This is a genomic window from Agriterribacter sp., assembly GCF_035497235.1.
Lineage (GTDB): Bacteria > Bacteroidota > Bacteroidia > Chitinophagales > Chitinophagaceae > Agriterribacter.
On sequence record NZ_DATJEB010000054.1, the window covers coordinates 80,251 to 106,003 of the forward strand.

Below are 25,753 nucleotides of genomic sequence, written 5' to 3' on the forward strand. Positions count from 1 at the left end.
GCTAATTCTATTTTATTCTTATGAGCATTTCATGGAACGATTTTGAAAAAATTGATATGCGGGTTGGAACCATCACAGAAGCGGTACCATTTCCTAAAGCTAAAAAACCCGCCTACCAGCTTGTTATTGATTTTGGCGAGCTGGGTGTAAAAAAATCATCTGCGCAAATCACTACGCTGTATACTGCAGATGAGGTTATTGGCAAACAGGTGATCGCCGTGGTGAATTTCCCGGTTAAGCAAATAGCCAACTTCTTCAGTGAGTGCCTGGTGCTGGGTGTATATATAGATAGTAATGACGTGGTACTGCTGCAACCGCAGCAAAAAGTTATCAACGGTAGTAAGATAGGATAGGAATTGCCTTAAATTTGCCGGCTTGTATTGAAAGCATTAATCAAATGATTGCAACCGGATTGTCTGTAACATATTATACTTCTCCTGTTGGTATGCTGGAAATTAAAAGCTCCGCTGAAGCAATCCATGCCATACTGTTTGTAAACGCGTGGAAAGGGCCGAAGCTAAGTGCCGATGAAATAAAGAACAATGCAGGTAGCGGTATAGTACATACCTGCACTACACAGTTGGATGAATATTTTGCAGGAAAGCGCCGCATATTTGATTTCCCTTTCAGCCAGGAGGGAACTTCTTTTCAGCAAAAAATATGGAATGCTTTGCCGGATATACCTTTTGGAAAAACCATTTCCTACCTTGAATTATCCAAAAGAACCGGTAATGTAAAAGCCATTCGTGCAGTGGGAACCACCAATGGTAAAAATCAATTGTGTATTGTAGTACCCTGCCATCGGGTTATTGGCACTAATGGTAGCCTGGTTGGCTATGGCGGTGATCTGTGGCGGAAAAAATGGCTGCTGGATCATGAAGCAAAATACGCCCACGGCGTGCAGGAGTTGGGACAATGGTGAGAGGGCTGCAAATTGCAGGGTGCAGGTTTCAAGTTTCAGGGAGATAGAACCTGATCATTTGTTAATCCGGCTTTATTTTCACATTTCCATATTTTCATATTTTCACATTTTCACATTAATTTATGCCTCTTTCTAAAAAAGCAGCCTTAGGATTTATATTCATTACGCTGCTGCTCGATGTTATTGGATTTGGTATTATTATACCGGTAATGCCTACCCTCATTGAAGAACTCATCCATGGCGATCTGAGCGCCGCATCGCGCTGGGGTGGCTGGCTCACTTTTGCTTTTGCCTTCATGCAGTTTTTATGCGCCCCTATTTTGGGTAACCTCAGCGATAAATACGGAAGGCGGCCGGTATTATTATTTTCCCTTTTGGGTTTTGGGATGGATTATATACTTATAGCCCTTGCACCTACTATCGGGTGGCTGTTTGTGGGAAGAATTATCGCCGGCATTACCGGCGCCAGCTTTACCACCGCGTCTGCCTATATTGCCGACATCAGCGCCCCGGCAGACAGGGCTAAAAATTTTGGAATGATTGGCGCCGCATTCGGGCTGGGCTTTATTATTGGCCCGGTAATAGGCGGACTCCTGGGTAGCATGGGCTCACGCGTTCCTTTTATTGCCGCTGCTGTTTTATCGCTGCTGAACTGGTTGTATGGTTATTTTGTGCTGCCCGAATCGCTCAGTAAAGCCAACCGCCGCAACTTTAGCTGGAAGCGGGCTAATCCTATGGGATCGCTGATGCATTTGCGAAAATATCCCGCGGTGAGCGGACTGATCATTTCATTAATGCTGATTTATATAGCGGCGCACTCCGTGCAAAGTACCTGGGCTTTTTTTAATATGGAGAAATTTAAATGGGATGAAAGAATGGTAGGCATTTCGCTTGGAGTGGTAGGACTGCTGGTAGGATTGGTGCAGGGAGGATTGATTCGTATTGTTAATCCAAAGCTGGGCAACGAAAAGAGTATTTACGTGGGACTGGCATTTTATACCCTTGGCTTAGCCTTATTCGCTTTTGCATCGCAGGGCTGGATGATGTTTATTTTTTTAGTTCCGTATTGTCTTGGCGGTATTTGCGGGCCGGCATTGCAGGCTGTTATTTCCAACCACGTGCCATCTAATGAACAGGGTGAACTGCAGGGCGCTTTAACTGCGCTTATGAGCGTAACCACTATTATTGGCCCCCCGGTTATGACCAACCTGTTTGCCCACTTTACCAAACAGGACACACCGGTGTATTTTCCGGGAGCGCCTTTTCTTTTAGGCGCCGTATTAATGCTGGGGAGCACTATACTGGCTTACCGCATGTTCAGAACAGAAAAAGCAATGGCGTGAACGGCTCCTTTGCAGATGAGCGGTTGCAGTAAAACAACTGTGTTGTAGCAGTGTGCAAAATCAAAAACTGTTGTTGAGTATATATTCATCAAAATAAACTCTTTAGAAAAAGCCTACTTTTGGAAGCACATTAAAAGATTGTATTAAACAGTATAGCATGAAACCTATAGTTCAAATTTCTTTAGACCTTACGAATATTGATGAAGCCCTTGAAACCGCTGCCCTTGCCATGCGGGCGGGTGTAGACTGGTTGGAAGCGGGAACGCCATTGATTCTTGCAGAAGGCTTGCATGGTGTAAAAAAATTACGGGAGGCTTTCCCTGGCATCCCCATTGTAGCCGATTTAAAAACTATGGACGGCGGTTATCTTGAAGCCGAAATGATGGCTAAAGCCGGAGCCACGCATGTAGTAGTAATGGCAAGAGCGCATGAAGAAACCATTAAATGCGTGGTGCAGGCCGGGAGAGATTTTGGCGCGAAAGTAATGGGTGACAACTTAGGCTGCCCCGATATGGTGGCTGCCGCCAAATGGCTGGAAGACCTTGGCTGCGATTATGTTATTCATCATATTGGTTACGATGAAAGGCGCGGCATAGCGGCGCAGGGTAAACGTATGCCCAGCCCGCTGGATCAGCTAAAGGAAGTAGTGCAGGCGGTAAACATTCCGGTGCAGGCCGTAGGCGGGCTAAGCCTTGAACAGGCCATTCAGTGTCCCGCATATGGGGCACCGTTAGTAGTACTGGGTGCCCCGCTTACTATTGATGCCGATGCATTTAAAACCGCAGACGGCGACCTGGAAACCTCCCTTCGTTTGATCTGCGAAAAGATACATGCGTATGGGGAAAGCAATTTTAAATTTTAAATTTAAGATTTGAAATTTGAGAGGGTATCCGTAGCAGCTGGTAGCTTGCCGTTTAAGGTTTGCCCAAAAGCTCAACCTGAAACCTGATACCTGATACCTATTAACAACATTACCAGTTTTGAAATATCAAATCTAAAATTATAAATATCAAATCATTATATGAAATCAGCAGCGGTAGTTAATTATGCACCCGAAAAAGGATCGGTTGAGATACGTGAAATAGATAAGCCGGAGATCGGCGAAGAAGACGTATTATTAGAAGTAGTAAACGTAGGTGTTTGCGGCAGCGATCTGCACCAGTGGACGGCCGATCATAGCTGGCATGTAAATTACCCGGTGGTATTGGGACATGAATTTGGCGGTCATATTGTGGCGTTAGGCAGCAGGGTTACCGGCTGGAAAGAAGGCGACCGCGTGGTAAGCGAAACGGCGGCAGTGATAGACCCCAGCAGTCCCATGACCAAAAGCGGTTTATATAATTTAGATCCCTCACGCAAAGGGTTTGGCTATGGCGTAAATGGTGCCATGACCAGGTATGTACGTGTACCTGCCCGCTGCCTGCACCGCGTGCCCGACCAGTTGGCATTTGAACAGGCCTGCTTAACGGAGCCCTGTTGCGTGGCATTTAACGCAGTGGTAGAAAACAGCAGGCTGAAGCCCGGCGACAGGGTAATTGTACTGGGCCCCGGAACCATTGGCATTCTTTGTGCCGCAATGGCCCGGCTTTGTGGCGCGGAGGTAGCCATTGTGGGTTTGGAAGCCGATAAGCACCGCTTGGATATTGCAAAGCAATACGGTTGTGAAACCATTATAGGCGATGCCATGCCCTGGGCAACGCAAAGAGATGGATTGGGTGCAGACTGTATTATAGATGCGGCAGGAGCAAGCATTACTTTAAAAATGGCCATGCAGTTGGTGCGTCCTAAGGGGCATATTGCTAAAGTAGGCTGGGGGCCGCAACCCTTAGGCTTTTCGCTTGATCCGCTGGTGCAAAAAAATGTAACCCTGCAGGGCAGCTTCAGTCATAACTGGCCGGTATGGGAAAGAGTGATCGCCCTGCTGGCAAGCGGCCAGTTGAATGTAAAACCCATTATCGGCGGCGTATGGCCCGTAACCGAATGGCACGAGGCATTTGAAAAAATGCATAAAGGAGAGGTAGTAAAGAGCGTGTTGAAACCCGTATGATCCCTTTCAAATCTCAAATTTGAAATTTCAAATTATTAAGATGCGTTTACAAAACAAAGTCATCATCATTACCGGCAGTTGCACGGGTATTGGAAAAGCCATTGCGCAGCGCTGCGTGGCGGAAGGCGCCCGTGTGGTAATTCATGGGCTAGAGAAAGAATGGGGTGAAGCCGTTGTGGCTGAACTGGGAAAAGATAAAGCGGTGCTGCTTATAGAAGATATCAGCAATGAAGGCGCTCCGCAACGGCTGGTAGATATAGCTGTTAATACATATGGGCAATTAGATGCCGTAGTAAATAATGCGGCTGTTGTGGCCTCTTCCAATATACATACTACTGATCTTGATTTCCTGAGGAGAATATTAGAAGTTAATACCATTGCTCCTTTTGCGTTAATAAAAGCCGCACTGCCGCATCTTCGCAAACAAAGCGGCTGTGTGCTTAATATTGGATCGGTGAATGCGTTTAGCGGTGAGCCCAATTTAATGGCCTACAGTATCTCCAAAGGGGCATTGATGACCCTTACCCAAAATTTAGGCGATACACTTTTCAGGGAAGACGGGGTAAGAGTGAACCAGATCAATCCAGGATGGGTGCTTACCGAAAATGAGGCTATCCGTAAACGTAAGCACGGGCTGGCAGACGACTGGTATAAAGACCTGCCCAATGTGTACGCACCCGCAGGACGCATTATTTGGCCGGCGGAAATAGCCGCTGCCGCTGTATACTGGTTAGCCGATGAGTGCGGCCCCATAAGCGGGCAGATTATGACGCTGGAGCAATATCCTTTTATTGGCCGCAATCCGCCAAAAGATACTTCTACTATACCGGTGAATACAAAATCCGGAGACTGAAATGCAACGTCCGAAGCCAATTGCAACCATAAGTGAAGGTGAGAAGTCAAGTAAGAAGTGAGAGTCTGTCCATGAAACCTGTAACCTGAAACCTCACACCTACTTAAACAAATTATACCGCATCCCCAAAAAGCTTCTTATGCCCTGTAACGGCGCATAATTATAAGATGGATCGAACGTATACCCATGAGGGTTAGTTACCGGATCGTTTACGTATTTATTAAACGGATCAAACGGCCGCATGATGGGATTCTCCGGCAAAAAATTAAAAAGATTTTTTACACCGCCGTATAGTTCCAGTCCATTGCCAATTTTTTTGGAAAGCTGCAGGTTAGCTATGCAAAACCAGGGCGAATATTCCGGCCGGTAATCATTGGGTACAACGGGCAAGCGCATGGGGCCTTCCCATTTGCCTGTAAAATCAAGCGTAAGCCGGTAAGGCAAAACATAGGTAACAACAAAATTCCCCGACCATTCCGGTGCATTAAGCTGTATGTTCTTACGCGGCATATTCAACCTGTCTTCTATTGAATACACGTTCATGTAAGTTACACCGGCTAATATTTTTAATGGAAAGATAAAGCTTACATCCGCGTTCAGCGCCACACCGCGCGATATGGCATGCCCTTTAAGGTTGTCATAAATGATCTTACCCGGATCCGCGTCAAAATCGCCTACGATTTTGTTGGTAAAATAAGAGTAAAAACCTGTAATATCAAATCCCGCAAAGGCATCCCGCATGGGAATCTTTAATACATAGTTGAGATTGCCATTGTAAGACCTTTCGGGTTCAAGTGCTTCGGTAATCACTACTTCCCTTGCACCGGTTAAAGCCGCATGATCTTCCGTAAACAGGTTAACTACCCTGTAGCCCGTACCAAAGCTGGCCCTGACGGTATTGCGGCTGTTAGGCGCCAGCTTATACGCTATCCGCGGCGAGTGCACATTACCGTGATGTTCATTGTAATCGTACCGGTAGCCTGCCAGCAGCGTGCTTTTTTCATTTATCATCCACTCATCCTGTACAAAAATACCCGGCAGCGGTGTACGCGCAACAGCGTTCTTTACCCCATCGGCCGAAGCGGTAGCAGGCGTATTATCATCATAAAAAGTGTAGCGGTAAGAGCCGCCCAATAAAAAGTTGTGCCTGCTCCCCCACTGCTTGTCCCAGTACATTTGCGCAAACAGCACCTGCTGTTCGGCTAAGTAGGGCGTAACACCGTACCATGAATCCTGCTGGTGCAGGTTGTAAGAGAACTGCGTTAGTATTCTTTCTTTTACGGGCAACTGGTACATGCCTATAGCTTCCCACCGTTTCGTGTATATGCTTTCACCATAAATGCTATCGCTGCCCCGCCAGGTTTTGTTCCACTCCATTTGTCCACCCCACCGGTTTTCCGAAACATGCCGCAAAGCGAGGCTTGCCAAACGGTTATCTTTTCTTTCTATATTCCATTTATTAAAAACCGAAATACGATCCTGCAGGGTAAGGTCTGTAAAGCCGTCTTCATTTTTATCTACCGGATGCTGGTAGTTAAAATAATTGACCCCCAGCAACCCGGTAGCTTTTCCCATTTTAAATTTCGCTGAAGCATCAGCGCTGTATTCGCGCCAGGACGTAGCAAATATATCGGCACTGATAACAGGCGCTTTAAGCGGGTTTTTGGTAATTACGTTAATGATGCCGCCCATGGCTTCGGAACCATATAAAGAAGAGCCCGGCCCTTTTACTACTTCAATGCGCTCTACAATGCTGTTGGGAATGCCATTTAAGCCATACACCGTTGATAAAGCGCTCACAATAGGCATGCCGTCAATCAGGATCATGGTATAAGGGCCTTCCATACCATTAATATGTATATCGCCTGTATTACAAACATTACAGTTGAGCTGGGGTTTTACGCCGTTTACCATACCAATGGCTTCAAAGAGGCTGGGCGTTGGATTTTTTTGAAAGAGTTTGGGCGTGATCACTTCTACCGGTACGGGGCTTTGCATACGGCTTACTTCTTTCATGGTACCTGTAACTACAATTTCCGACAGGTCGGCTGCAACAGGCTGTAATTCAATATTAAGAAGATCATCTGCAGCGTTTTGCAGGATAACCTCCCGTTTAACGGTTGCAAAACCAATAACAGATACCTGTATAGTAACGGTTTCTTTTTGAATACCGGCCATATTGAAATAGCCTGCTGAATCAGTAACCGTAGCCACGAGGCTTTGCAGCACACGCACCGTTGCCCCGCCTACCGGTTTGCCGGACGCCATTACCCTGCCTTTTACTATCACCTCCTGCTGGGCAAAAAGCGGGGTGGAATAAAGAAAAAAAACTAAAAGCGGAAAAATACACTTCATATGAACCTATTAATTACTTTGGTAAAAATAGTAAGTTAGATTAGACTAACAAAATTATTTTATGCATTTATTTCAGTATTGCCTGTCTGAGCAGTAATATCCACCGCAGGTTCACAGCGTAATACCGCCGCCCTACTGTTATTTCTGCTTACGGTTCAGGTAAAGAAGAGAATCTTTTATCTTTGCCGTATGGTTTCACTTACAGAAGAAAATTACCTGAAAACACTTTACCGGCTGGCTCAGGAAAACCAGGAAATTTCGGTTAAAAACATTGCGGAAAGCCTGAACATTAAAATGCCTACGGTAAACAGCATGGTAAAGAAACTGGCCGAAAAAAAATTTATCAGGTATGAAAAATACAAGGCCATAGAACTCACGGAAAAAGGGAGGAAGCAGGCTTTGTATATTTTACGCAAGCACCGTTTAACAGAACTTTTCCTGTCGGAAGTAATGAGTCTTGGCTGGGAAGAAGTACACGATATTGCCGAACAGATTGAACATATCCAGTCCGACAGGTTTTTTGACCGCATTGACGAAATGCTTGGCCATCCGCAATTTGATCCGCACGGCGAACCTATCCCCGATGTCAATGGCAAGCTGCCGGTATATCAATCCTTTCCACTATCGGAGGGACACCTTAACACCACTTACAAATTAGCGGGTGTTGCCAATCATGACGCCTCTTTTTTGCAACTCCTCGACTCCTTAGGACTTACCTTAGGCTCCGCCATTGAAATAAAAGAAATACAGGAATTTGATAAATCAATGGGCGTGAAGATCAATAATAAAACCAAAACCATTTTTAGTTTTATGGTATGCAGGAATTTAATGGTAGTGTAAGATGAAGCCCGAATATTGAAGCCCGAAATCCGGATGGAATACAAAGCACCAGGAATCAAATAACAAGAACCAAATAAATCATAAAGCCCGAATAAATAAAATTCAAAATCCGAAGTAGAATCCTGCACGAGCAGGACGGAATCTGAACGAAATGCAACAATAAACCACAAACGATAAACTACAAACCGTATTTCCATCTCAAGTTTTAAACCTGTCTGCCGTGACGGATAAATCTCAAATTTTAAATCTCTAATCCCCTCATGCCTGAACTCCAAACACTATACAATTTGCTCGACCTGGCAGGTACTTTCGCCTTTGCGATCAGCGGCGCCGTTGCGGCAAAACAAAAAGGGTTAGATATGTTTGGCATTTTTGCTGTAGCCTTTACCGTAGCTTGTGGCGGCGGAATAATCCGCGACCTCTGTATCGGCGCTATTCCACCGGTTGGATTATCTGACTGGCGCTATTTAGTAACCGCCATGTTGGCCGCATTAATGACCATGGGATTGCATGCATTGGTGGAACGAATGTACCAGCCTGTATTACTGTTCGATGCACTGGGCTTATCTTTATTTGCCGTTTCGGGTGCACACAAAGCACTTTTATATGGCCATAATGCGGAAGTGGCCATTCTGCTGGGCATGATGACGGCAGTGGGTGGCGGCGTGCTGCGCGATGTGCTGCTTAACCGTATTCCTGTTATATTCCGAAAAGAGATATACGCTTCCGCCGCGCTTATGGGCGCCATAGTTGTAGTGGTGGGATCCTATTTTAAATGGCCGGATGGAGCAATATCCCTGACAGCCATTGCACTATGTTTCAGCCTGCGCTTTTTAGCGCTTCGTTACCACTGGAACCTGCCGGTTTTTAAGGATAAAGAAAAAAATGATTCCTGATATTAATAGTGGTTACATGTGGTGAGAAGTAAATGGTCAATATGTTAATTGTGAATGGCCCGCCATTAATATACTTTAGCGATTGCCAACGGCTGACTGATGGCTCATAGCTGGTGCCTCACACCTCACACCTGGTACCTGCATCCAATATTAGCTACCTTTAAAGCACAAACCAACAGTTATGCCGGCATTGTATGAGCTAAGCAAAGAAGAAGTAATAAGCCAGTTTAAAACGGATATTTCCGGATTAAAAAAAGAGGTGGTACCGGCGCTGCAAAAGGAATTTGGGCTTAATATCTTACAGGAAGCGAAGCAGAAAAGCAGGTTGTCTATACTCATTGCACAGTTTACGAATATTATGATCATTATACTGATCATTGCCGCTGCTATTTCATTTGTTGTTGGAGAACACACTGATGCCTTTGTTATTCTCGCCATTATTGCCGGTAATGCGTGGATGGGCTATTCGCAGGAATACAATGCGGAACAGTCTGTGCGGATGCTGCAAAAAATGCTGGCGCAGCATGCCCTGGTACTCAGAGATAATAATCCTTCCAAAATAGAAGCGGATCAATTGGTACCGGGCGATATCATTTTAGTAGAAGCAGGCGATATTGTGCCTGCAGATGCCCGGTTAATAGAAGTGAGTTCCTTAAAAACAGATGAAGCATCCCTAACCGGGGAAAGCCATTCTGTTGAAAAAAATACCACCTCACTTAAAGCATCCGGCTTAGTTCCAGCCGATCAGCAAAATATGATTTTTAAAGGAACCATTGTTAGCAACGGTTCTGCAAAAGCGGTAGTAACCACTACGGGAATGCATACTGAAATGGGTAAAATAGCCGGGCTGATGGAAGTGGAATTTCAGAAAACCCCGCTTCAAAAAAGACTGACGGTATTTAGTAAGCAATTAGCCGTTATTGTTGTTATTATTTGCTTAACGGTTTTTGGTTTTGGCTGGTGGCGCGGAGAACCTCCTTTCCAGATGTTTCTTACTGCTTTATCACTGGCCGTTGCCGCACTGCCGGAGGCCCTCCCTGCCGTAATAACTATAGCGTTAGCCCAGGGCGCCCGCAGAATGGTGAAACAGAAGGCCCTGATGCGGAAACTGCCCGCCGTAGAAACTCTCGGTTCCGTTACTTATATCTGCAGCGATAAAACAGGAACCCTTACCCAAAATATAATGACGGTAGAAAAGCTGCAGGCTGTACCCGGTAAAGAAGACTGGCTGAATTATGCCATGATATTAAATAATGAAGTAAGGTTTTCGCAGGAAGGAGACTTACTGGGCGATTCAACAGAAACGGCCCTGGTGAAATATGCTTTGGGAAAAGGTTATTCCAAAGCGGAAGCGGATGCGGCATTTCCGCTGCTGGAAAAATTGCCTTTCGACTCTGTAAGAATGCGCATGAGCACGTTGCATCAGCACCAAAATAAATGGGTGCTGTTTGTAAAAGGCGCTCCTGTAAAAGTAACGGAAGCACTATCTGCACAATATAAAACTCAAATTCCGCAACGGCTCAATACCAACCGCGAATGGGCCGCGGAAGGTTTAAGGGTTCTATTTTTCGCATATAAGATTTTTGATCAAAAACCATCCGGCATACAAACCGATATTGAATCGAACCTCAATTTCCTGGGTATGGCGGCAATGATAGACCCGCCGAGAGAAGAAGTAATTGAAGCCATCAAACAATGTAAAACCGCGGGCATTAAATCGGTAATGATAACAGGCGATCAGCCCCTCACAGCCCATGCTATAGCGGAACGCCTGCAATTAACCGGAAAAGGAAATGAAGGTATAAAAACCGGTGCTGAATTAGAAAAGCTGACAGCAGAACAACTCAGCAAAGAAATAAAAAACATAGCCGTATATGCACGGGTATCGCCTGAACAAAAACTAAAGATTGTAAAAGCATTACAAACTAACGGTGAATTTGTGGCCATGACAGGCGATGGAGTGAATGATGCGCCATCGCTGAAACAGGCAGATATTGGCGTGGCTATGGGTATAACAGGCACAGACGTATCGAAAGCGGCTGCGGATATGATTTTGCTGGATGATAATTTCAGTACTATTGTTAAAGCCGTGCGGGAAGGCAGAAGCATCTATGAGAACATTAAAAAATTTATTGTGTATGTGCTTTCCTGCAACCTGGGTGAAATGTTAACCATTTTTTTCGCTCCCATCCTGGGTTTCGCCATCCCTTTGCTTCCCATTCATATTCTTTGGATTAACCTGGTAACAGACGGCTTACCCGGTTTGGCCCTTGTTGCAGAGCCCGCGGAAAAAGACATTATGAATCGCCCCCCACGCCCGCCCAAAGAAAACTTGTTTGCCGGGGGCCTGATACCAAGGATATTATTTACAGGAGCCATATTGGCCATAGCCGCCATCTTTGTTCAGTGGTGGGTGGCAAAACAGGGCTATGATGCGCGAACACAGCAAACCGCTGTATTTACCACCTTATGCTTCGTTCAATTAGCCAATGCACTATCTGTGCGATCTGTATATCATTCCATGTTCACCGGCGGCATATTTGCCAACCGCAACATGTGGGGAGCCATTATACTTACCATTGCTTTGCAACTACTGATTGTGTATGTTCCTTTTTTGCATCCTGTCTTCAAAACAAAAGCTTTAGCATGGAATGTGATGAGCAGTATTCTTTTCGTTACACTTGCCTGCGTATTATGCCTTGAACTGATAAAATATCTTAACAAGAGAAGATTGCTTCACAGGTAACAGGCAAAACGTTTATCATTTTTGATATTCCTGTCGTTTAAAGATGTAACTTTAGATACCTATTCTTTTTTGAGTAAAGACCGGTTTCATGTATCATTAACAAAAAATAAAATGATACCGCATTTACAATTCATTAAAGTTTTGGGGTTATGAGTGAAACGATTAATACGGTAAAACGCAGCAGCAGGCAACCCAGCATGCTTACTATTTTGAGAATTGCATTGGGTTTGATCTTATTCTGGAAGTCTATCAATTTTATCCGCGATACGGCCGCTGCCCAAACACTTATTGAGCATACAGGTATTGGTGTTTTTTCGGGTAATGCGGAAATCCTCGCCCTCATCATAACCTATCTTGGATTATTATGCGGTTTTTTTATATGCATAGGGCTTTTCACAAAAATAGCCGCGGTGGTTCAAATTCCCATTCTTATTGTAGCGGTATTCTTTGTGAATATTCAAAGTATTGGTGAAAATAAATTTGAGTTCTTCCTGTCCGTCATTACACTGCTCCTGCTTATTGTATTTGCCATAAAAGGAAGCGGTGTTTTTTCTGCGGATGAATATTTCCGGCAGGGGGCGGCGCGGGACAGGAAGGCGAAAAAAGCCCTTAATTAATTTTATAACAACGGCGATACCAGTCTCGCTATTTTTTCCGGTAATTTTTTCCAGGCAGGACGATTGATCCATTCAGCCATATTAATTTTTTCCGCCTCCGCAATGTCTTTATAAAAAACCTCAGCCAGTTCTCCGGCAGTATCCCGGTCATACACTATGGCATTCACTTCAAAATTCAGATCGAAGCTCCTGTAGTCCATATTTGCCGTTCCTACTATAGCGATCTTTCTATCGGTAACCATTGTTTTAGCATGAACAAATCCTTTGTTATATAAATAAATTTCAACACCTGCTTTCAGCAGGTCACCATAGTAAGAGCGGGCCGCTGCATTAACAAGCTTGGAATCCGAAAGTCCGGGCACGAGTAATTTTACAGCAATACCTCCCAGCGCAGACACCATTAATGCATCTATTAAACTTTCACCCGGAATGAAATAAGGCGTAGTGATCAGTATTTCTTCTTTTGCCAGGTTAATGGCCTGCAATAAGGAAAATAAAATGGTGGGCATATCAGAATCCGGGCCGCTCGCCGCTATCTGCACCACCTTATTTCCTTTAACAGCCAGGGTAGATGACTGCGGGAAAAAAAAGGCATCGGGCTGCAACTTATCATTTGCGCAAAAATTCCAGTCGCACAAAAAAAGATACTGCAGGTACAGCACACCGGGGCCGTCAATACGCAAATGGGTATCGCGCCAGAACAGTGCCCGGGTGCCGGCCGCATGGTTAATATACCTGTCGCTTACATTAATGCCGCCCACAAAAGCAGTACTTCCGTCTATCACAATAATTTTTCGGTGGTTGCGGTAATTGAGCCGGTTGGCAAATGCTATAAAAATGATCTTGTAAAATGGGAAAGCGCTTACCCCCCCTTCTCCCAGGCGGCGAACTATTTTTTTCCGGATAGACCGGCTTCCAAAATCATCATAAATAAAACGAACCGTTACCCCTTCTTTAGCTTTTTTGATCAACGCATCGGCTATGGCGCCGCCTATTTCATCGTCTTCATAAATATAATACTCCATATGAATATGATGCCTGGCATTCTGTATAGCCTGCAAAACTTCAGGAAACTTGCGCTCCCCGTTCACCAGCAACTTTACTTCATTATGGCCTGTAAGCGGACTCATATTGTCTTTAACCAGCATAACGGCCAATTCCCTGCTGCTTTGCACATCGGCGCTGCTTTCATCAAACATATATTTTGAATACCGGTATATGTTCTCTTTTAATTTTGCCGATATACTGTCATCAGCAATTAGTTTTTTACTGTACATTTTTCTTTTCCGGTAGTTAATGCCGAAAGAAAAATAGAAGAGCATGCCCGCAAACGGAACGAAAATTGCCAGCAGCAGGTAGGCTAAGGTTTTAGTTGTGCTGCGGGTGTCGTAAATAATACGCAGGCAAACCAATACCAGGATGATGAGATAAGCGATTTCAAAAATGAGCAGCCAGTTCATATACTTTTTTGAGTGAAACAGAAAACAGGGGTCTACCTGTTACGGTATTCTTTTAAAGTTATTCCTTCAATCCGTTTAAATAGTTTTATAAATTTGACTATTCCTTTGCGATCAGAAAAAAAATTATGTAAATCAATACATGAACTCCTATAAGCTCTATCTATACAGCCATCGCATTTAATAGTTGTTGAATTCATTTCCGCATAATGCGTATCCCCTCTTCCGGGCATCTGCATCAGGTTCCGAGAGAGAAATTAAAAGCTACTCTTGAACCATCGGGTGCAAGGCCGAGTATTTGTACTGTTTTATTCCCCGACTTCACCAGGGCCTCGTCTATGTCTTTAGGATTATTAACGGTTCTGCCATTAATATAAGTGATGATAATGCCCGGCGGTATTCCCAGGCGGTCAAAAAAGCCGCCATCACGCACTTCCGTTACCACTACCCCGGAATTAATATTAAAGCGCTGCTTAACAGCAGGAGTAAGCGGTGCAAAAGTTGCGCCCAGCTTATTATATATTTCTTTAAGTGATCCCGAATCGGTTAAGGATTTTGATTCTTCTTCACCTTTTAATGTAGCGGATGTACTGTGTGTTTTTCCGTCACGTAAATAGATCAGTGTAATTTGATCGCCCGGCCGGCGCCTCGCTACTCTTTCTGAAAATTCCGTTGACGAAAATAATTGTACACCATCTATACTTTGAATAATATCGCCTTCTTTTAATCCAGCGGAAGCCGCCGCGCTGCCCTTTTGTATGTCGGTAATGAATACGCCTTTTACCGATCCGGGATTAATGCCCAACTGTTTGAAATACTGGTCTTCGGCCGATGGGGCAGGAAACGCAACGCCGAGGATACCCCGTTTTACCATGCCGAATTCTTTTAAATCTTCCAATACTTTTTTAGCCAGGTTAACCGGAATAGCAAAGGCGTAACCCGCATAACTACCGGTTAGGGAGGCAATAGCCGTATTAATACCGATAAGCTCGCCATTAATATTCACCAATGCACCGCCACTATTACCGGGGTTGATGGCAGCATCTGTTTGTATAAAAGATTCAATAGCCGAATTGGTTTGAGCAGCACCCTGGCGGTAGCCTTCACTACCCGGCTGGTTAATAATGCCAATGCTTCTTCCCTTGGCGCTAACAATGCCGGCTGTTACAGTAGTGTTCAATGAATAAGGATAACCCACTGCCAAAACACCCTCTCCTACTTCCACATTATCAGAGTTCCCAAATTTTACTACCGGCAAATCCGCGGCTTTTACCTTAAGCAAGGCCAGGTCGGTATTGGCATCACGCCCTACCAGTTCCGCAACAAACTCCTGCCTGTCCGGAAATATTACCGTTATCGTTTCCGCATCCTCAATAACATGGTTATTAGTAGCAATATACCCATCGGAACCAATGGTAACGCCCGAACCTGATCCCATAGGCTGACTGCGTGGTGCGGAACCCCCAAATAACTGCTCGAGCGGATTGCCTGATCCCGAAGCGCTATTATAGGATGTTTTAATGTGTACAACACCGGGAGTAACCGCCTTTGCAGCCAGTACAAAGCTAACCCGCCCTGTTAACGCAGGGCTTTGAGCCGGCACAACTCCGGCTTCAGGCTGCTGAAAGCCCTCTGCCCGCACCGGAGGCTCACTATCCGGCACAGACGGGCCGGAGGCATTGCCCCCGCATGCACAATACAGCACGGCAAATAAAACAGCAACAAGGATAGCAGATGATTTGTTCATAAAGCGTTTTGTAATTTTTATTATTTGATGCGGTACCTGAACCCCGTGTAAACCAGGCCTCCGCTAACTGGTTCCCATATCACGGAAGCGTTAAAATAAGCGCCGAATGGCTGCATAATTGAAAACTATTGGAATACGATTTTCCTGCTAAATTATAAAACTTCAACTGGCGCATATCTTCTATACCGGCTACTGCCTGGTTGGTGAACTCGTTCCTGAAAATCAACGCGCAGCATGGCCTCTCTTACAAACAGGGTGAATAGCCGGCCAACACTAATACAACTGAAAGGTAACCCCCGAACTGGAAGCCCCATACAGCATAATCAGCGCTATGGCAAGCATTTGCTTCTTCTGTAACTGCAAAAGTAAAAAACCCCGGCTTAGCCGCATATGATATTTGTCCATATCCGGCAGCTTTTATAATAACACGTTAAGCAATAGTGATATCCTTATCTAAATACACATCCTGTATGATCTGCAGCATCTCAACGCCTTCACTGAAAGGCCGCTGGAATGCTTTTCGTCCCAGGATTAACCCCATACCCCCGGCGCGTTTGTTAATTATCGCGGTAACTACAGCTTCCTGCAGATCGCTTTCTCCTTTGCTTTCACCGCCACTGTTAATTAAACCTACCCTCCCGCTATAGCAATTCAATACCTGGTAACGGGTTAAATCAACAGGATGATCTGAAGTTAGTTTGTCGTATATCAGCGGGCTGGTTTTGCCATGCTTTGTTGCCAGGTAGCCGCCGTTGTTGGTGGGTAATTTTTGTTTTATGATATCTGCCTGTATGGTAACGCCCAGGTGATTGGCTTGCCCTGTAAGATCGGCCGAAGTATGATAATCTGTACCACCCACTTTAAAAGCATTGTTGCGGGTATAGCACCATAAAATGGTAGCCATTCCCAGTTCATGTGCCATTTCAAAAGCTTCTGCTACCTCTTTAAGCTGGCGGGCGCTTTCGGCGCTTCCCCAGTAAATAGTAGCGCCAACGGCAACAGCGCCCATATTCCATGCACTTCTAACGGTTCCAAACAGCGTTTGATCGTATCGGTTAGGAAAGCTTAAAAATTCATTGTGATTGATCTTTACAACAAAAGGAATCTTATGCGCATACCTGCGGCTCATGATTCCCAACACACCAAAAGTAGAAGCAACAGCATTACAGCCGCCTTCTATAGCCAGCTTAATAATGTTTTCAGGATCAAAATAAAGCGGGTTAGGCGCAAACGCGGAACCCGCACTATGCTCAATACCCTGATCTACCGGGAAAATACTGCAATAGCCTGTTCCACCCAAACGGCCATGATCCAATAAAACCTGCAGGCTGCGCAATACCTGGTTACTGCGGTTGCTGTTCGCCCAAATTTCCGATACGTGATCAGCCGAAGGAAGGTGGATCGTTTTTTTATCAATAGCGGTGCAGGTATGATCTAAAAAATAGGCGGCTTTATCGCCTAATAAAGCAATGATATTTTCATGCTGCATAACCTGTTTTTTTAAAATGAATGCAAATCACCATGCCGTTGCCGTTCTTTCTTTATATTATAAAGTTACAAATGCCATTTTGAAACCAAGACTACATATTACCCTCCCGTATAAAATTATTTAATGGGACCCGGTTTTTCAACCTGCTTCATGAGGCTGTTATCCCATTCCCCTTCTATTTTTATCTGGGCAACAGCCCCAAAAGCAAAAGCTTCTATCAGGTTATGATTTAAATATGCGTAAGTACCCGGTTCACGGAACTTATATAAGGCGGCTGCAGCAGAACCACCGGGTACAGCCCAGGTTTCGAGATCGGTATAGGGCTGATTATTAAATTTTCCTCCCGGCCAATACAGGTCAGCATGACCGCCAATCAGGTGGATACGGGTATCGCGGTTGGCCTGCGAAGTAATAAATAAAACCTTTTCTCCCACTTTGGCAGTAAGCGCGTTTTTTCCTGTTAATGCCCCTTTTTTTCCATTAAAAACAATATGTGTAGGAGTAAGGGTTTTGATAGCCGCTTCCATTTCCTGCATGCTCTGCTGGGGCGTGGCAATATTTTTAAATTTCCCATCGGCGTCTTTGGGTAAATAAAAATCCTGCTCCGCAATATAAAAGGCCTTATCGTAAGTAACGGCGTTGCCTTTCTCATCTTTTAGTCCTTCGCGTGGCAGCACCATTATGGCGCCATTCATGCCTGAAACAACGTGCATAGGTACCATCATTCCTCCCGGTGCGCAATGGTATACAAATACTCCCGCCCTGGTAGCCCTGAACCTGAATTTCACTTCCTGCCCGGGGTTAACCATAGATATATCGCCTCCGCCCATCTCACCTGTTGCCGCGTGAAAATCTATATTATGAATCTGGGTATTAGTGGCGGGGTTTTTAAGCGTTAGCTCTACAAAATCATCCTGATGTACAACAATCATTGGCCCGGGTACTGAACCATTAAACGTCATTGCCCAAACAGAATCGCCGGGGGCTACTGCTATTTTCTTTTCGGCTATGGTTAAAGTTACCGCAATGATCTTCGGACCACCAATAGCCGCCTGGTCGTGCTTTGGCAAAAGCGGGGGAGCAACCATTTCCTGGGTAACCCTTTCCAGGTTATCACCTTCGTACGTTTTATCTATTACCGCAACAGAGCCTCCCTGTTTACATGCGGCAAATAAAATTACTAAACCAATAGCAATAAATAATTGTAAAAGCAGGTTAACAGGAGGTACTGTTTGTTTAAATGTGTTTTTTTTCATCGTTTATATATTTAAATGACTGTTCAGTTCAGCTTTTCGGCCTTATAGCCCGCTTTTTCCACTGCTGCTATCACATCCTTTTCATCTGCATTGCCTGCAGTAACCGTTAATATTTTTTTAGGATCTGCAGTATCCACCTTCCAGTTGGCTTCACCAAAAGTTTCATTCAGTGAAGGTGTTACTTTTTCTACACATCCGCTGCAATGGATATTTGTTTTGAGTTGTATTGTTTTCATGATTTTTTGTTTTATAATTAAATTACCTGTTTATGGCAATGCGTGCTGCATATATTCCTTTTGTAATCTGTTATACTTCATTAGATGCATAATACCAACCGGTTCACAATTTCAACCACTTTAATCTTAAGCTGTTCGTTACCACGCTTACGGAACTTAAAGCCATTGCCGCTCCTGCAATCATTGGGTTTAACAGAAAGCCGTTAAAGGGATAAAGGATACCGGCAGCTACAGGAATACCAATAAGATTATAAATAAACGCCCAGAACAGATTTTGTTTAATGGTGGCAACCGTGCGTTTTGATAATTGAATGGCTTTGGGAATTTTAGAAAGATCGGATGAAATGATGGTCATTTTAGCCACATCCATTGCAATATCGCTGCCTTTGCCCATAGCTATACTTACATCTGCCTGCGCCAGCGCGTTGCTGTCGTTAATACCATCGCCTACCATGGCCACTGTTTTACCCTGCTGTTGCAGGGCTTTTACAAACTCCGCCTTTTGCGCCGGTAATACTTCCGCTTTAAAATGCTTTATTCCCACCTGGCCGGCAATAGCTTTTGCCGTAGCGGCATTATCGCCTGTAAGCATATACACGGTTATGCCGGCATCCTGCAACTGCTTTACAGCTTCCGTGGAAGAGGGTTTTATGGTGTCGGCAATGGCCACCGCCGCCAGCGCCTGTTTTTCATTGGCAAAGTAGATCACCGTTTTAGCTTCTGCCAGCCATTTTGCAGCCGCATGCCGTAACTGATCCGGAACCGTTATATTGTTTTTTTGCAATAATGGCAGGTTGCCCACATACCAGGTTTGATCATTTACCTGCGCTTTTGCGCCAAATCCCGTTAAACTTTCAAAATGCTGCACAGGTACATCACGCACGGCATTAAAATGTTTCACTACCGCTTCTGCCAGCGGGTGTTCCGATTGTTTTTCAACAGATAAAAGAACCGGAAGTTCCTTTGCATCGTTATTCAGCCAAATGATACCGGTAACGGCAGGTTTTCCCTCGGTTACGGTTCCGGTTTTGTCGAGAATAACAACGTCTGTTTTTTTTGCCAGCTCCAGGCTTTCGGCGTCTTTGATAAGTATACCATTTTCGGCACCCTTACCCACACCCACCATAATGGCGGTTGGCGTGGCCAGTCCTAACGCACACGGACAAGCGATAACCAATACGGTAATCATTGCCAGTAATCCGTGGGTAAACCCATTGTTGCCCCCTGCAATAATCCATAATACCAAGCTAAGCAATGCAATGCCTATTACTACAGGAACAAAAATACCGGCGATCTTATCTACTAATTTTTGTACAGGCGCCTTGCTGCCCTGGGCTTCCTGTACCATTTTAATAATATGTGCCAGCACCGTATCGCCGCCTACTTTGCCGGCAATAAACTGAAAACTTCCTTTTTGATTAATGGTTCCTGCAAACACTTGTTCACCCTTTATTTTCTCAACCGGTACAGGCTCGCCGCTGATCATGCTTTCATCTACAAAAGAATTCCCGGCGCTAACTGTTCCATCCAGCGGTATTCTTTCTCCCGGCTTCACCAGTAAGACTGTACCTACTGTTACGCCGGCAACGGGCATTTCCGCCTGGCTACCATCTTCATGGATTACAGTAACCGTTTTAGGCTGTAAGCCCATCAGCCTTTTGATGGCGGAGGAAGTGTTTCCCTTCGCTTTTTCTTCCAGTAATTTTCCCAGTAATATAAACGCAATGATTACTGCTGCGGCTTCAAAATACACATGCGCATGCAAGCCTTTGCTATGCCAGTAAGCCGGGAATAAAGTATTAAAAGTACTGAATAAATACGCTACCCCTGTGCTTAATGCTACCAGGGTGTCCATATTAGCCGAGCGGTGCGTCATTTGCTTCCAGGCGCCCACGAAGAATTGTTTTCCAAAAATAAAAATAACCGGTGTGCTCAATACCCACATGATATAGTTGGCGTAAGGCATAGCCATAAAGAACATGCCGATTATTACAACAGGTACGGAAAGCGCTGCAGCAGCAATGGTTTTCGCCTTGAGCGCTTTGTATTGCTTTTGCTGCAGCGCTTCAAGCGCATCTTTCGCATCTTCACTTTCATCAATCACCAGGTCGTACCCTATGCCCTGTAGTGCTGTTTTAAACCGGGCAGGGCCGGTAACCGTTGGAAGATATTCCACCAGCGCGTTTCCATTGGCATAATTAACCGACACCGTTACAACGCCGGGCTGACTTTGCAAAATACTTTCGGAACTTGCAGCACAGGAAGCGCAGCTCATATTAAGCACCGGGAAGGATTGTTTTATGGTGTCTACTCCATAGCCCAGGTTGCGGATGGCCTTAACCGCCTGTGGCAATATTTCCACTGCATCGCCGGTATCAATAACCGCTCTTTTGTTGTTTAATTCCACTTTATGCGTGGTAATACCTGCTATCTTGCTTAAGCCCTTATCAACAATCAATGCGCAATGTTCACTTTCCACTCCTGTTAAAGGCAAACTATACGTATGGTTCTTTGTATTCATCTTGTTGCAAGTTTAATGATACAAAGTTCGAAACTATACTATAGCCACTGTTACATTGTTATGGATAAAATGTACATCTAATTGCAGAACGGATCATTTGTGAATGGCATCAATAGCTTTGCGGTGCGATGCTCCTAATTGTTTGAATTGTGTGGGTGTCATTCCTGTTAATTTTTTAAACTGGTTGCTCAAATGCTGTGTACTGCTGTAACCCAGGTTAAAGGCAATCTGGCTTAAAGACAGCTCATTGTACATGAGCCATTCCTTTACTTTTTCCAGTTTTTGCAAAATGAAGAATTGCTCGATGGTGATACCTTCTACTTCTGAAAATAATTTGCTGAGAGACGAATAGTCTCTGAATATCTTTTCACCCAGGTATTTGCTTACACTAAAATGATCTTCTATATTTCCATGCTGTACTTTGCCGATAAGCAGGTTTTTTATTTTTTCGATCAACTGCATTTTCTGGTCGTCCAATAATTCAAAACCGTTCCTGTTAAGCGCCGCTGAAAATTGCTCCAGTTTCTTTTTCCCCGGGTCTTTGGTTAATTCCACTTCTCCCAAACGAATATATTGAGCCTGCAATTTATTGTCTTTTAAAATTTGCTCCACCGAGCTAATGCATCGGGGACAAACCATATTTTTTATTATAAGTTTCACGTGCTGTAATTTGTTTTATGCATGCTGTTATACCATTCATTCAACAGCCGGATGTAAATTTAATGTCATTTTTTTCAGCGGATGGTCTCTCATCTTTCCTGGGGTGTATTTACCTTCGGTGAGAGAAGTTCAAATTGTTGCACGGCTTTGCTTCATGTGGGCGGTGAAGACACCGCCCACGGCAGGCCGAAATGCACCCTCTTTCCCGCAGGTTGAAAAAGTATTTTCTTTTTACACGATAACCGTAACCACTTCATTAGGCTTGCCTAACAGCCGGCTAACCGGGCAGGCTTTGGCGATCTGTAATAATCTTTTCTTTTGATCTTCGTCCATATCACCACTTACATTCACCTCACAATAAAATGTATTCAGTCCCGCCGGTGGTTCATTACTCCTCACCAGGTTTACTTTTACATTAATCACATCCATATTCCATTGCTTGCGCAGCACATACATACGCAGTGTAATGGCTTTACAGGATGCCAGGGCCATACACAGGTAGTCGCCCGGCGCGGGACCTGCATTTTTTCCTCCGAGGGCTTCCAACTCATCGGCCAGCCAGGTATGTTTACCTGACCGTACGGGCGTAGTGTATCGTTCTCCGTTATTTTCCGCTTCCGCAGAAGCGATGATCTTTCCGTTGTTCAACAGCGTTATTTTTATTGATCAGACTTATACCATACATCCGCATACTCATCGTGGTGTCGTTTAAACTGCGCATGCACATAGGGGCATAGCGGAATTACCTTCAATTGATTTTTACGGGCATGATCTACCATGGCAGCCAGTAATTGCTTTGCTAATCCCTTGCCTTCCCCTTTTGGCAGCACTTCGGTATGATACACGGTAAGCATACCATGAGCAACGCTCACTACCATTTCCGCCACCTGCTCTTCTCCATCTGAAATATAAAAATGCCCATGTCCTTTTTCATCCAGCTTTAGTTTAACATCATTCATAAAAAAAATTTAGAAGTAAATATTCCGCCTCCTCTGCCGCAGCATGGTATCAGCCTTTTTCACGACCCGTCAAAACTCTTTCAATACGCAGGTCAGGAATAAACCAGATAATGGCAACCAGCAGGTAAAGCATTAAACTAATAATTGTATTTATAAATGCCAGGCTGATAGCTACAGCATAAAGTAAAATAGATAGTTTGCCTTTGCGGTCGTTGCCAAATGCCTTAGAAAGTTTACTCTCTTTCCCTTCCCGCTTCATGAGTATTGCCGCCAGAACCGTATAAGCAATAGCAGTCATGATCAAAACAATACCATACATTACAACAGGCCATTTCGTGAAATGATTCTCACCCATCCACGCAGTTACAAAGGGGATTACAGACAACCAAAAAAGCAAATGCAGGTTTGCCCACAATACGGTACCATTAATCTTTTCTACAGTAAACAGCATGTGATGGTGGTTATTCCAGTAAATACCCACATAAATAAAACTGAGCATATAGCTCATCAGCACGGGCAATAATGGTTTAAGCGCCGTAATATTATCACTATGCGGAACCTTCAGCTCTAAAACCATAATGGTTATAATAATGGCGATAACACCATCACTGAATGCTTCCAAGCGGCCTTTATGCATAATATTTATTGGGAGGGTAAGTTAAATTTTTTGATGCATTTTGCCAGATCAAAAATCTAATCTCCTGATTCCAAATTTCGGTTTTTTAGGAAAGAAAACAATGCTACAATCCGGAGTAATGTTTATACCAGGAAAAACTCCAGCCATTTTTTCCCTTTTTCATCTGTCTGTTCATTAATATCATCATCAATTTCATACATGTAGGTATATATGCCATCATCCTTTACATGCACGTATGTACCCGGTTTATTCATGCTTACCGGATACTTCCCATAGTACTTTTCAAAGTATGTTCTAATTTCCTGCTGTTCGGGGCGAATGGCATCAAGATTAATCACCCTGTCTGTATTATCAAACAATTCCCCGGCGGTAATAACGGATCGCCGTTGCTTCTCTTCTTTCTTTTTATGCAAGGTACGGTAATGCGGCGCTTCTATACGTGTAAGATAGGTGGCATGAGCAGGCAGATCCTCATTGACCTCCTGAACAAAATAAACAGCCACGGCCACATTCTCCCAGGGCTTCGCATTTTTTTCAAGATGTGTAATTACTGCAAACAGGCTCAACGCTTCCGCATCCAGTAAATAACTCAGCATTTCATTAATGGCCGCAGGTATATACCCTATTTTCTTACCCTGCCAATGAAGGGCTATAGCGCAATCATCGTGTATATTGCCCGGCTCCCTTGCCAGCTCCAGCAAGTCGCCAGCTTTCATACTATCCAGCAACTGCATACCTTCATAATGCCTGAAACCGGCAATAAAATTTTGCAGCAGATAAATCTTCCTAAATCCCTTAGTAAGAGAAACAGGAAGCTTTCCAATAGTAACGGAAGCGATCAGGCGCTTTAAAAAATCGGAACGATCCATCAGTAAAGGGTTGGGTATAGCTGTAAATTAAGGAAATTATTGGGTTATCCGCGTACCTATTACCTGGTTCCTGGATATTCGCATAAGGCACACTTAATCAAAGTATTATATTTTCCGTCCAGGTTAAACCGCTAATATCGGTTAACGTTAACTGGTAGTTCCCTCCCGGTAAATTGCCAAGGGCGTTATCCCGGATCGTTAATTTGGCCTTTGCCCCAAGGGGTATCACCAGACTATGCTTGCCCGGCTTTACTTTGGCAACATATGTATTGGTGATGTTATTTTCCGGAAATGCGGCTAAATCTCTATTATTCTTTTCCAGAATAATATTCCCGTTGCTGCTGGTTAAAGTTATGCCAATCAAAAAGGAACCGTACACATCTGCTCCTTCTACTCTAAATACACTAAAGGAAAGTATATCCTGATCAATATCCGCTTCCATTATTTCAATTTTGGGCTTTACGGATTTATTGTGCAACGTTCCCCAAACACCACCATGAAAATATTGGTTGGTAAAAAGGCTAATCATCAAAATAATTATGGCTCCTGAAAATACTATTTTATGCAGGCGGTTCGGTTTAGTGGGTAATACGCCGGAACCCAGCCACGCAAACCATTTTTGATGCGTTAGTTTAAATGACTTTGAACTAAGCCAGTAGTCCAGAGAATGCTTTCCACCGCCGGAAAAGAATATCGTGAACCCTGAGGCTAGCCCCAATATTCCGATCTGCCATTCATCCAAACAGGTGGTGCCCAGCCATCCCGAACCCAACAAAATACCCATGGCAAGACTGAATACGCCAATGCTCATAAGCCTGGTAAACGATCCAAGCATAAAAAGTAAGCCCACAATTCCTTCAATGAGGGTGAAAGCGGCCATTGCCCACCACAAACTATCGGGGTGAGTTACCAGGTACTCTATTACGGGTTTTATACCTAATGCGTTAGGCAAAAAATGATTGAATTTTTCACCGATATAACCCGCTGCATCGGGATCTAATTTGTTTTCCAGAATTAATCTCCGCCAAAAAGCGGAAAAATAGGTCCAGCCCGTAACCAGACGCAGCGCCAGCGTAAACAAGCCTGCCATCATAAATGCATGTTGATTGCTATTATTGTAGTTGTTATTGTTCATGTGCTATTGTTTAATGATTCTCCTTCCGGATTACAACCCGGTATAAAAATAGGTGAAGCCCGTGCTTATTATAATAAAAAAATGGACTAAGGAGAACGATCAAACCCGTATCTTCCTGTGATAAAGAAATAAAGGAGTGTTACACCTGAACGGGTCGCTAAGAAAGCA

General features: G+C 44.3%; 24 protein-coding genes. 10 read left to right on the forward strand and 14 right to left on the reverse strand.

Translation table 11 applies throughout. The features are described from left to right. The first annotated feature begins 20 nt into the window (after positions 1 to 20). The 6 genes from VL121_RS20165 to VL121_RS20190 all read left to right on the forward strand — a co-directional run bounded on the left by VL121_RS20165 (position 21) and on the right by VL121_RS20190 (position 5,165). Complete coding sequence (locus VL121_RS20165; protein ID WP_325408419.1) at positions 21 to 353, forward strand: tRNA-binding protein; 333 nt, start codon at positions 21 to 23, stop codon at positions 351 to 353. A gap of 44 nt (positions 354 to 397) precedes the next feature. Further along, positions 398 to 922 carry a methylated-DNA--[protein]-cysteine S-methyltransferase gene (locus VL121_RS20170; RefSeq protein WP_325408420.1) on the forward strand — a complete coding sequence of 175 codons (525 nt, stop codon included), beginning with the start codon at positions 398 to 400 and terminating at the stop codon, positions 920 to 922. Between the two features lie 122 nt (positions 923 to 1,044). Further along, positions 1,045 to 2,265, forward strand: coding sequence for a TCR/Tet family MFS transporter (locus tag VL121_RS20175; RefSeq protein ID WP_325408421.1), 1,221 nt, complete (start codon positions 1,045 to 1,047; stop codon positions 2,263 to 2,265). A 157-nt stretch (positions 2,266 to 2,422) separates the two neighbouring features. Continuing rightward, positions 2,423 to 3,127, forward strand: a complete 705-nt coding sequence (locus tag VL121_RS20180) for an orotidine 5'-phosphate decarboxylase / HUMPS family protein (protein ID WP_325408422.1) — start codon at positions 2,423 to 2,425, stop codon at positions 3,125 to 3,127. 159 nt (positions 3,128 to 3,286) lie between these two features. After that, positions 3,287 to 4,312: a zinc-binding dehydrogenase gene (locus VL121_RS20185; RefSeq protein ID WP_325408423.1), complete on the forward strand. Its 1,026-nt coding sequence runs from the start codon at positions 3,287 to 3,289 to the stop codon at positions 4,310 to 4,312. Between the two features lie 40 nt (positions 4,313 to 4,352). Next, on the forward strand, positions 4,353 to 5,165 hold the full coding sequence (locus VL121_RS20190) for an SDR family NAD(P)-dependent oxidoreductase (RefSeq protein WP_325408424.1): 813 nt from the start codon (positions 4,353 to 4,355) through the stop codon (positions 5,163 to 5,165). A 99-nt stretch (positions 5,166 to 5,264) separates the two neighbouring features. On the opposite strand, the gene VL121_RS20195 is transcribed toward VL121_RS20190, so the two are convergent. Beyond that, positions 5,265 to 7,520 (reverse strand): TonB-dependent receptor, encoded by a 2,256-nt coding sequence (locus VL121_RS20195; RefSeq protein ID WP_325408425.1) that lies wholly within the window; start codon positions 7,518 to 7,520, stop codon positions 5,265 to 5,267. A 189-nt stretch (positions 7,521 to 7,709) separates the two neighbouring features. Here VL121_RS20195 and VL121_RS20200 point away from each other — a divergent pair, with 189 nt between their 5' ends. From VL121_RS20200 to VL121_RS20215, 4 genes are all read left to right on the forward strand, one after another. Continuing rightward, positions 7,710 to 8,360, forward strand: coding sequence for a metal-dependent transcriptional regulator (locus VL121_RS20200; RefSeq protein ID WP_325408426.1), 651 nt, complete (start codon positions 7,710 to 7,712; stop codon positions 8,358 to 8,360). A gap of 260 nt (positions 8,361 to 8,620) precedes the next feature. Continuing rightward, positions 8,621 to 9,256, forward strand: coding sequence for a trimeric intracellular cation channel family protein (locus tag VL121_RS20205; RefSeq protein WP_325408427.1), 636 nt, complete (start codon positions 8,621 to 8,623; stop codon positions 9,254 to 9,256). 181 nt (positions 9,257 to 9,437) lie between these two features. Next, positions 9,438 to 12,002 carry a cation-translocating P-type ATPase gene (locus tag VL121_RS20210; protein ID WP_325408428.1) on the forward strand — a complete coding sequence of 855 codons (2,565 nt, stop codon included), beginning with the start codon at positions 9,438 to 9,440 and terminating at the stop codon, positions 12,000 to 12,002. Positions 12,003 to 12,151: 149 nt separating this feature from the next. Further along, positions 12,152 to 12,619 carry a DoxX family protein gene (locus VL121_RS20215; protein WP_325408429.1) on the forward strand — a complete coding sequence of 156 codons (468 nt, stop codon included), beginning with the start codon at positions 12,152 to 12,154 and terminating at the stop codon, positions 12,617 to 12,619. A 2-nt stretch (positions 12,620 to 12,621) separates the two neighbouring features. On the opposite strand, the gene cls is transcribed toward VL121_RS20215, so the two are convergent. The 13 genes from cls to VL121_RS20280 all read right to left on the reverse strand — a co-directional run bounded on the left by cls (position 12,622) and on the right by VL121_RS20280 (position 25,585). Continuing rightward, positions 12,622 to 14,079 carry a cardiolipin synthase gene (gene cls / locus VL121_RS20220; RefSeq protein WP_325408430.1) on the reverse strand — a complete coding sequence of 486 codons (1,458 nt, stop codon included), beginning with the start codon at positions 14,077 to 14,079 and terminating at the stop codon, positions 12,622 to 12,624. Positions 14,080 to 14,314: 235 nt separating this feature from the next. Next, positions 14,315 to 15,823, reverse strand: coding sequence for a trypsin-like peptidase domain-containing protein (locus tag VL121_RS20225; RefSeq protein ID WP_325408431.1), 1,509 nt, complete (start codon positions 15,821 to 15,823; stop codon positions 14,315 to 14,317). A gap of 273 nt (positions 15,824 to 16,096) precedes the next feature. Continuing rightward, a complete protein-coding gene (locus VL121_RS20230; protein WP_325408432.1) occupies positions 16,097 to 16,228 on the reverse strand; it encodes a hypothetical protein in 132 nt (43 codons plus the stop codon). Positions 16,229 to 16,253: 25 nt separating this feature from the next. Then, on the reverse strand, positions 16,254 to 17,312 hold the full coding sequence (locus VL121_RS20235) for a class I fructose-bisphosphate aldolase (RefSeq protein WP_325408433.1): 1,059 nt from the start codon (positions 17,310 to 17,312) through the stop codon (positions 16,254 to 16,256). 116 nt (positions 17,313 to 17,428) lie between these two features. Next, a complete protein-coding gene (nirK, locus tag VL121_RS20240; protein WP_325408434.1) occupies positions 17,429 to 18,568 on the reverse strand; it encodes a copper-containing nitrite reductase in 1,140 nt (379 codons plus the stop codon). 23 nt (positions 18,569 to 18,591) lie between these two features. Continuing rightward, positions 18,592 to 18,804, reverse strand: a complete 213-nt coding sequence (locus VL121_RS20245) for a heavy-metal-associated domain-containing protein (RefSeq protein ID WP_325408435.1) — start codon at positions 18,802 to 18,804, stop codon at positions 18,592 to 18,594. A 103-nt stretch (positions 18,805 to 18,907) separates the two neighbouring features. After that, positions 18,908 to 21,325 (reverse strand): heavy metal translocating P-type ATPase, encoded by a 2,418-nt coding sequence (locus VL121_RS20250; protein WP_325408436.1) that lies wholly within the window; start codon positions 21,323 to 21,325, stop codon positions 18,908 to 18,910. 93 nt (positions 21,326 to 21,418) lie between these two features. Further along, positions 21,419 to 21,985 (reverse strand): helix-turn-helix transcriptional regulator, encoded by a 567-nt coding sequence (locus tag VL121_RS20255; RefSeq protein WP_325408437.1) that lies wholly within the window; start codon positions 21,983 to 21,985, stop codon positions 21,419 to 21,421. Positions 21,986 to 22,216: 231 nt separating this feature from the next. Beyond that, complete coding sequence (locus tag VL121_RS20260) at positions 22,217 to 22,633, reverse strand: OsmC family protein (protein WP_325408438.1); 417 nt, start codon at positions 22,631 to 22,633, stop codon at positions 22,217 to 22,219. Positions 22,634 to 22,644: 11 nt separating this feature from the next. Next, positions 22,645 to 22,944 carry a GNAT family N-acetyltransferase gene (locus VL121_RS20265; RefSeq protein ID WP_325408439.1) on the reverse strand — a complete coding sequence of 100 codons (300 nt, stop codon included), beginning with the start codon at positions 22,942 to 22,944 and terminating at the stop codon, positions 22,645 to 22,647. Between the two features lie 49 nt (positions 22,945 to 22,993). After that, a complete protein-coding gene (locus VL121_RS20270) occupies positions 22,994 to 23,581 on the reverse strand; it encodes a TMEM175 family protein (RefSeq protein WP_325408440.1) in 588 nt (195 codons plus the stop codon). 122 nt (positions 23,582 to 23,703) lie between these two features. Continuing rightward, positions 23,704 to 24,450: an HIRAN domain-containing protein gene (locus tag VL121_RS20275; protein WP_325408441.1), complete on the reverse strand. Its 747-nt coding sequence runs from the start codon at positions 24,448 to 24,450 to the stop codon at positions 23,704 to 23,706. 97 nt (positions 24,451 to 24,547) lie between these two features. Further along, positions 24,548 to 25,585, reverse strand: coding sequence for a TQO small subunit DoxD (locus VL121_RS20280; RefSeq protein WP_325408442.1), 1,038 nt, complete (start codon positions 25,583 to 25,585; stop codon positions 24,548 to 24,550). Between the last annotated feature and the right edge of the window lie 168 nt (positions 25,586 to 25,753).

Bases quoted from the DNA above. Each gene is read 5' to 3' on its own strand.
- VL121_RS20165 (WP_325408419.1), top strand. From the start codon at position 21: ATGAGCATTTCATGGAACGATTTTGAAAAAATTGATATGCGGGTTGGA.
- VL121_RS20170 (WP_325408420.1), top strand. From the start codon at position 398: ATGATTGCAACCGGATTGTCTGTAACATATTATACTTCTCCTGTTGGT.
- VL121_RS20175 (WP_325408421.1), top strand. From the start codon at position 1,045: ATGCCTCTTTCTAAAAAAGCAGCCTTAGGATTTATATTCATTACGCTG.
- VL121_RS20180 (WP_325408422.1), top strand. From the start codon at position 2,423: ATGAAACCTATAGTTCAAATTTCTTTAGACCTTACGAATATTGATGAA.
- VL121_RS20185 (WP_325408423.1), top strand. From the start codon at position 3,287: ATGAAATCAGCAGCGGTAGTTAATTATGCACCCGAAAAAGGATCGGTT.
- VL121_RS20190 (WP_325408424.1), top strand. From the start codon at position 4,353: ATGCGTTTACAAAACAAAGTCATCATCATTACCGGCAGTTGCACGGGT.
- VL121_RS20195 (WP_325408425.1), bottom strand. From the start codon at position 7,520: ATGAAGTGTATTTTTCCGCTTTTAGTTTTTTTTCTTTATTCCACCCCG.
- VL121_RS20200 (WP_325408426.1), top strand. From the start codon at position 7,710: ATGGTTTCACTTACAGAAGAAAATTACCTGAAAACACTTTACCGGCTG.
- VL121_RS20205 (WP_325408427.1), top strand. From the start codon at position 8,621: ATGCCTGAACTCCAAACACTATACAATTTGCTCGACCTGGCAGGTACT.
- VL121_RS20210 (WP_325408428.1), top strand. From the start codon at position 9,438: ATGCCGGCATTGTATGAGCTAAGCAAAGAAGAAGTAATAAGCCAGTTT.
- VL121_RS20215 (WP_325408429.1), top strand. From the start codon at position 12,152: ATGAGTGAAACGATTAATACGGTAAAACGCAGCAGCAGGCAACCCAGC.
- cls (WP_325408430.1), bottom strand. From the start codon at position 14,079: ATGAACTGGCTGCTCATTTTTGAAATCGCTTATCTCATCATCCTGGTA.
- VL121_RS20225 (WP_325408431.1), bottom strand. From the start codon at position 15,823: ATGAACAAATCATCTGCTATCCTTGTTGCTGTTTTATTTGCCGTGCTG.
- VL121_RS20230 (WP_325408432.1), bottom strand. From the start codon at position 16,228: ATGGACAAATATCATATGCGGCTAAGCCGGGGTTTTTTACTTTTGCAG.
- VL121_RS20235 (WP_325408433.1), bottom strand. From the start codon at position 17,312: ATGCAGCATGAAAATATCATTGCTTTATTAGGCGATAAAGCCGCCTAT.
- nirK (WP_325408434.1), bottom strand. From the start codon at position 18,568: ATGAAAAAAAACACATTTAAACAAACAGTACCTCCTGTTAACCTGCTT.
- VL121_RS20245 (WP_325408435.1), bottom strand. From the start codon at position 18,804: ATGAAAACAATACAACTCAAAACAAATATCCATTGCAGCGGATGTGTA.
- VL121_RS20250 (WP_325408436.1), bottom strand. From the start codon at position 21,325: ATGAATACAAAGAACCATACGTATAGTTTGCCTTTAACAGGAGTGGAA.
- VL121_RS20265 (WP_325408439.1), bottom strand. From the start codon at position 22,944: ATGAATGATGTTAAACTAAAGCTGGATGAAAAAGGACATGGGCATTTT.
- VL121_RS20270 (WP_325408440.1), bottom strand. From the start codon at position 23,581: ATGCATAAAGGCCGCTTGGAAGCATTCAGTGATGGTGTTATCGCCATT.
- VL121_RS20275 (WP_325408441.1), bottom strand. From the start codon at position 24,450: ATGGATCGTTCCGATTTTTTAAAGCGCCTGATCGCTTCCGTTACTATT.
- VL121_RS20280 (WP_325408442.1), bottom strand. From the start codon at position 25,585: ATGAACAATAACAACTACAATAATAGCAATCAACATGCATTTATGATG.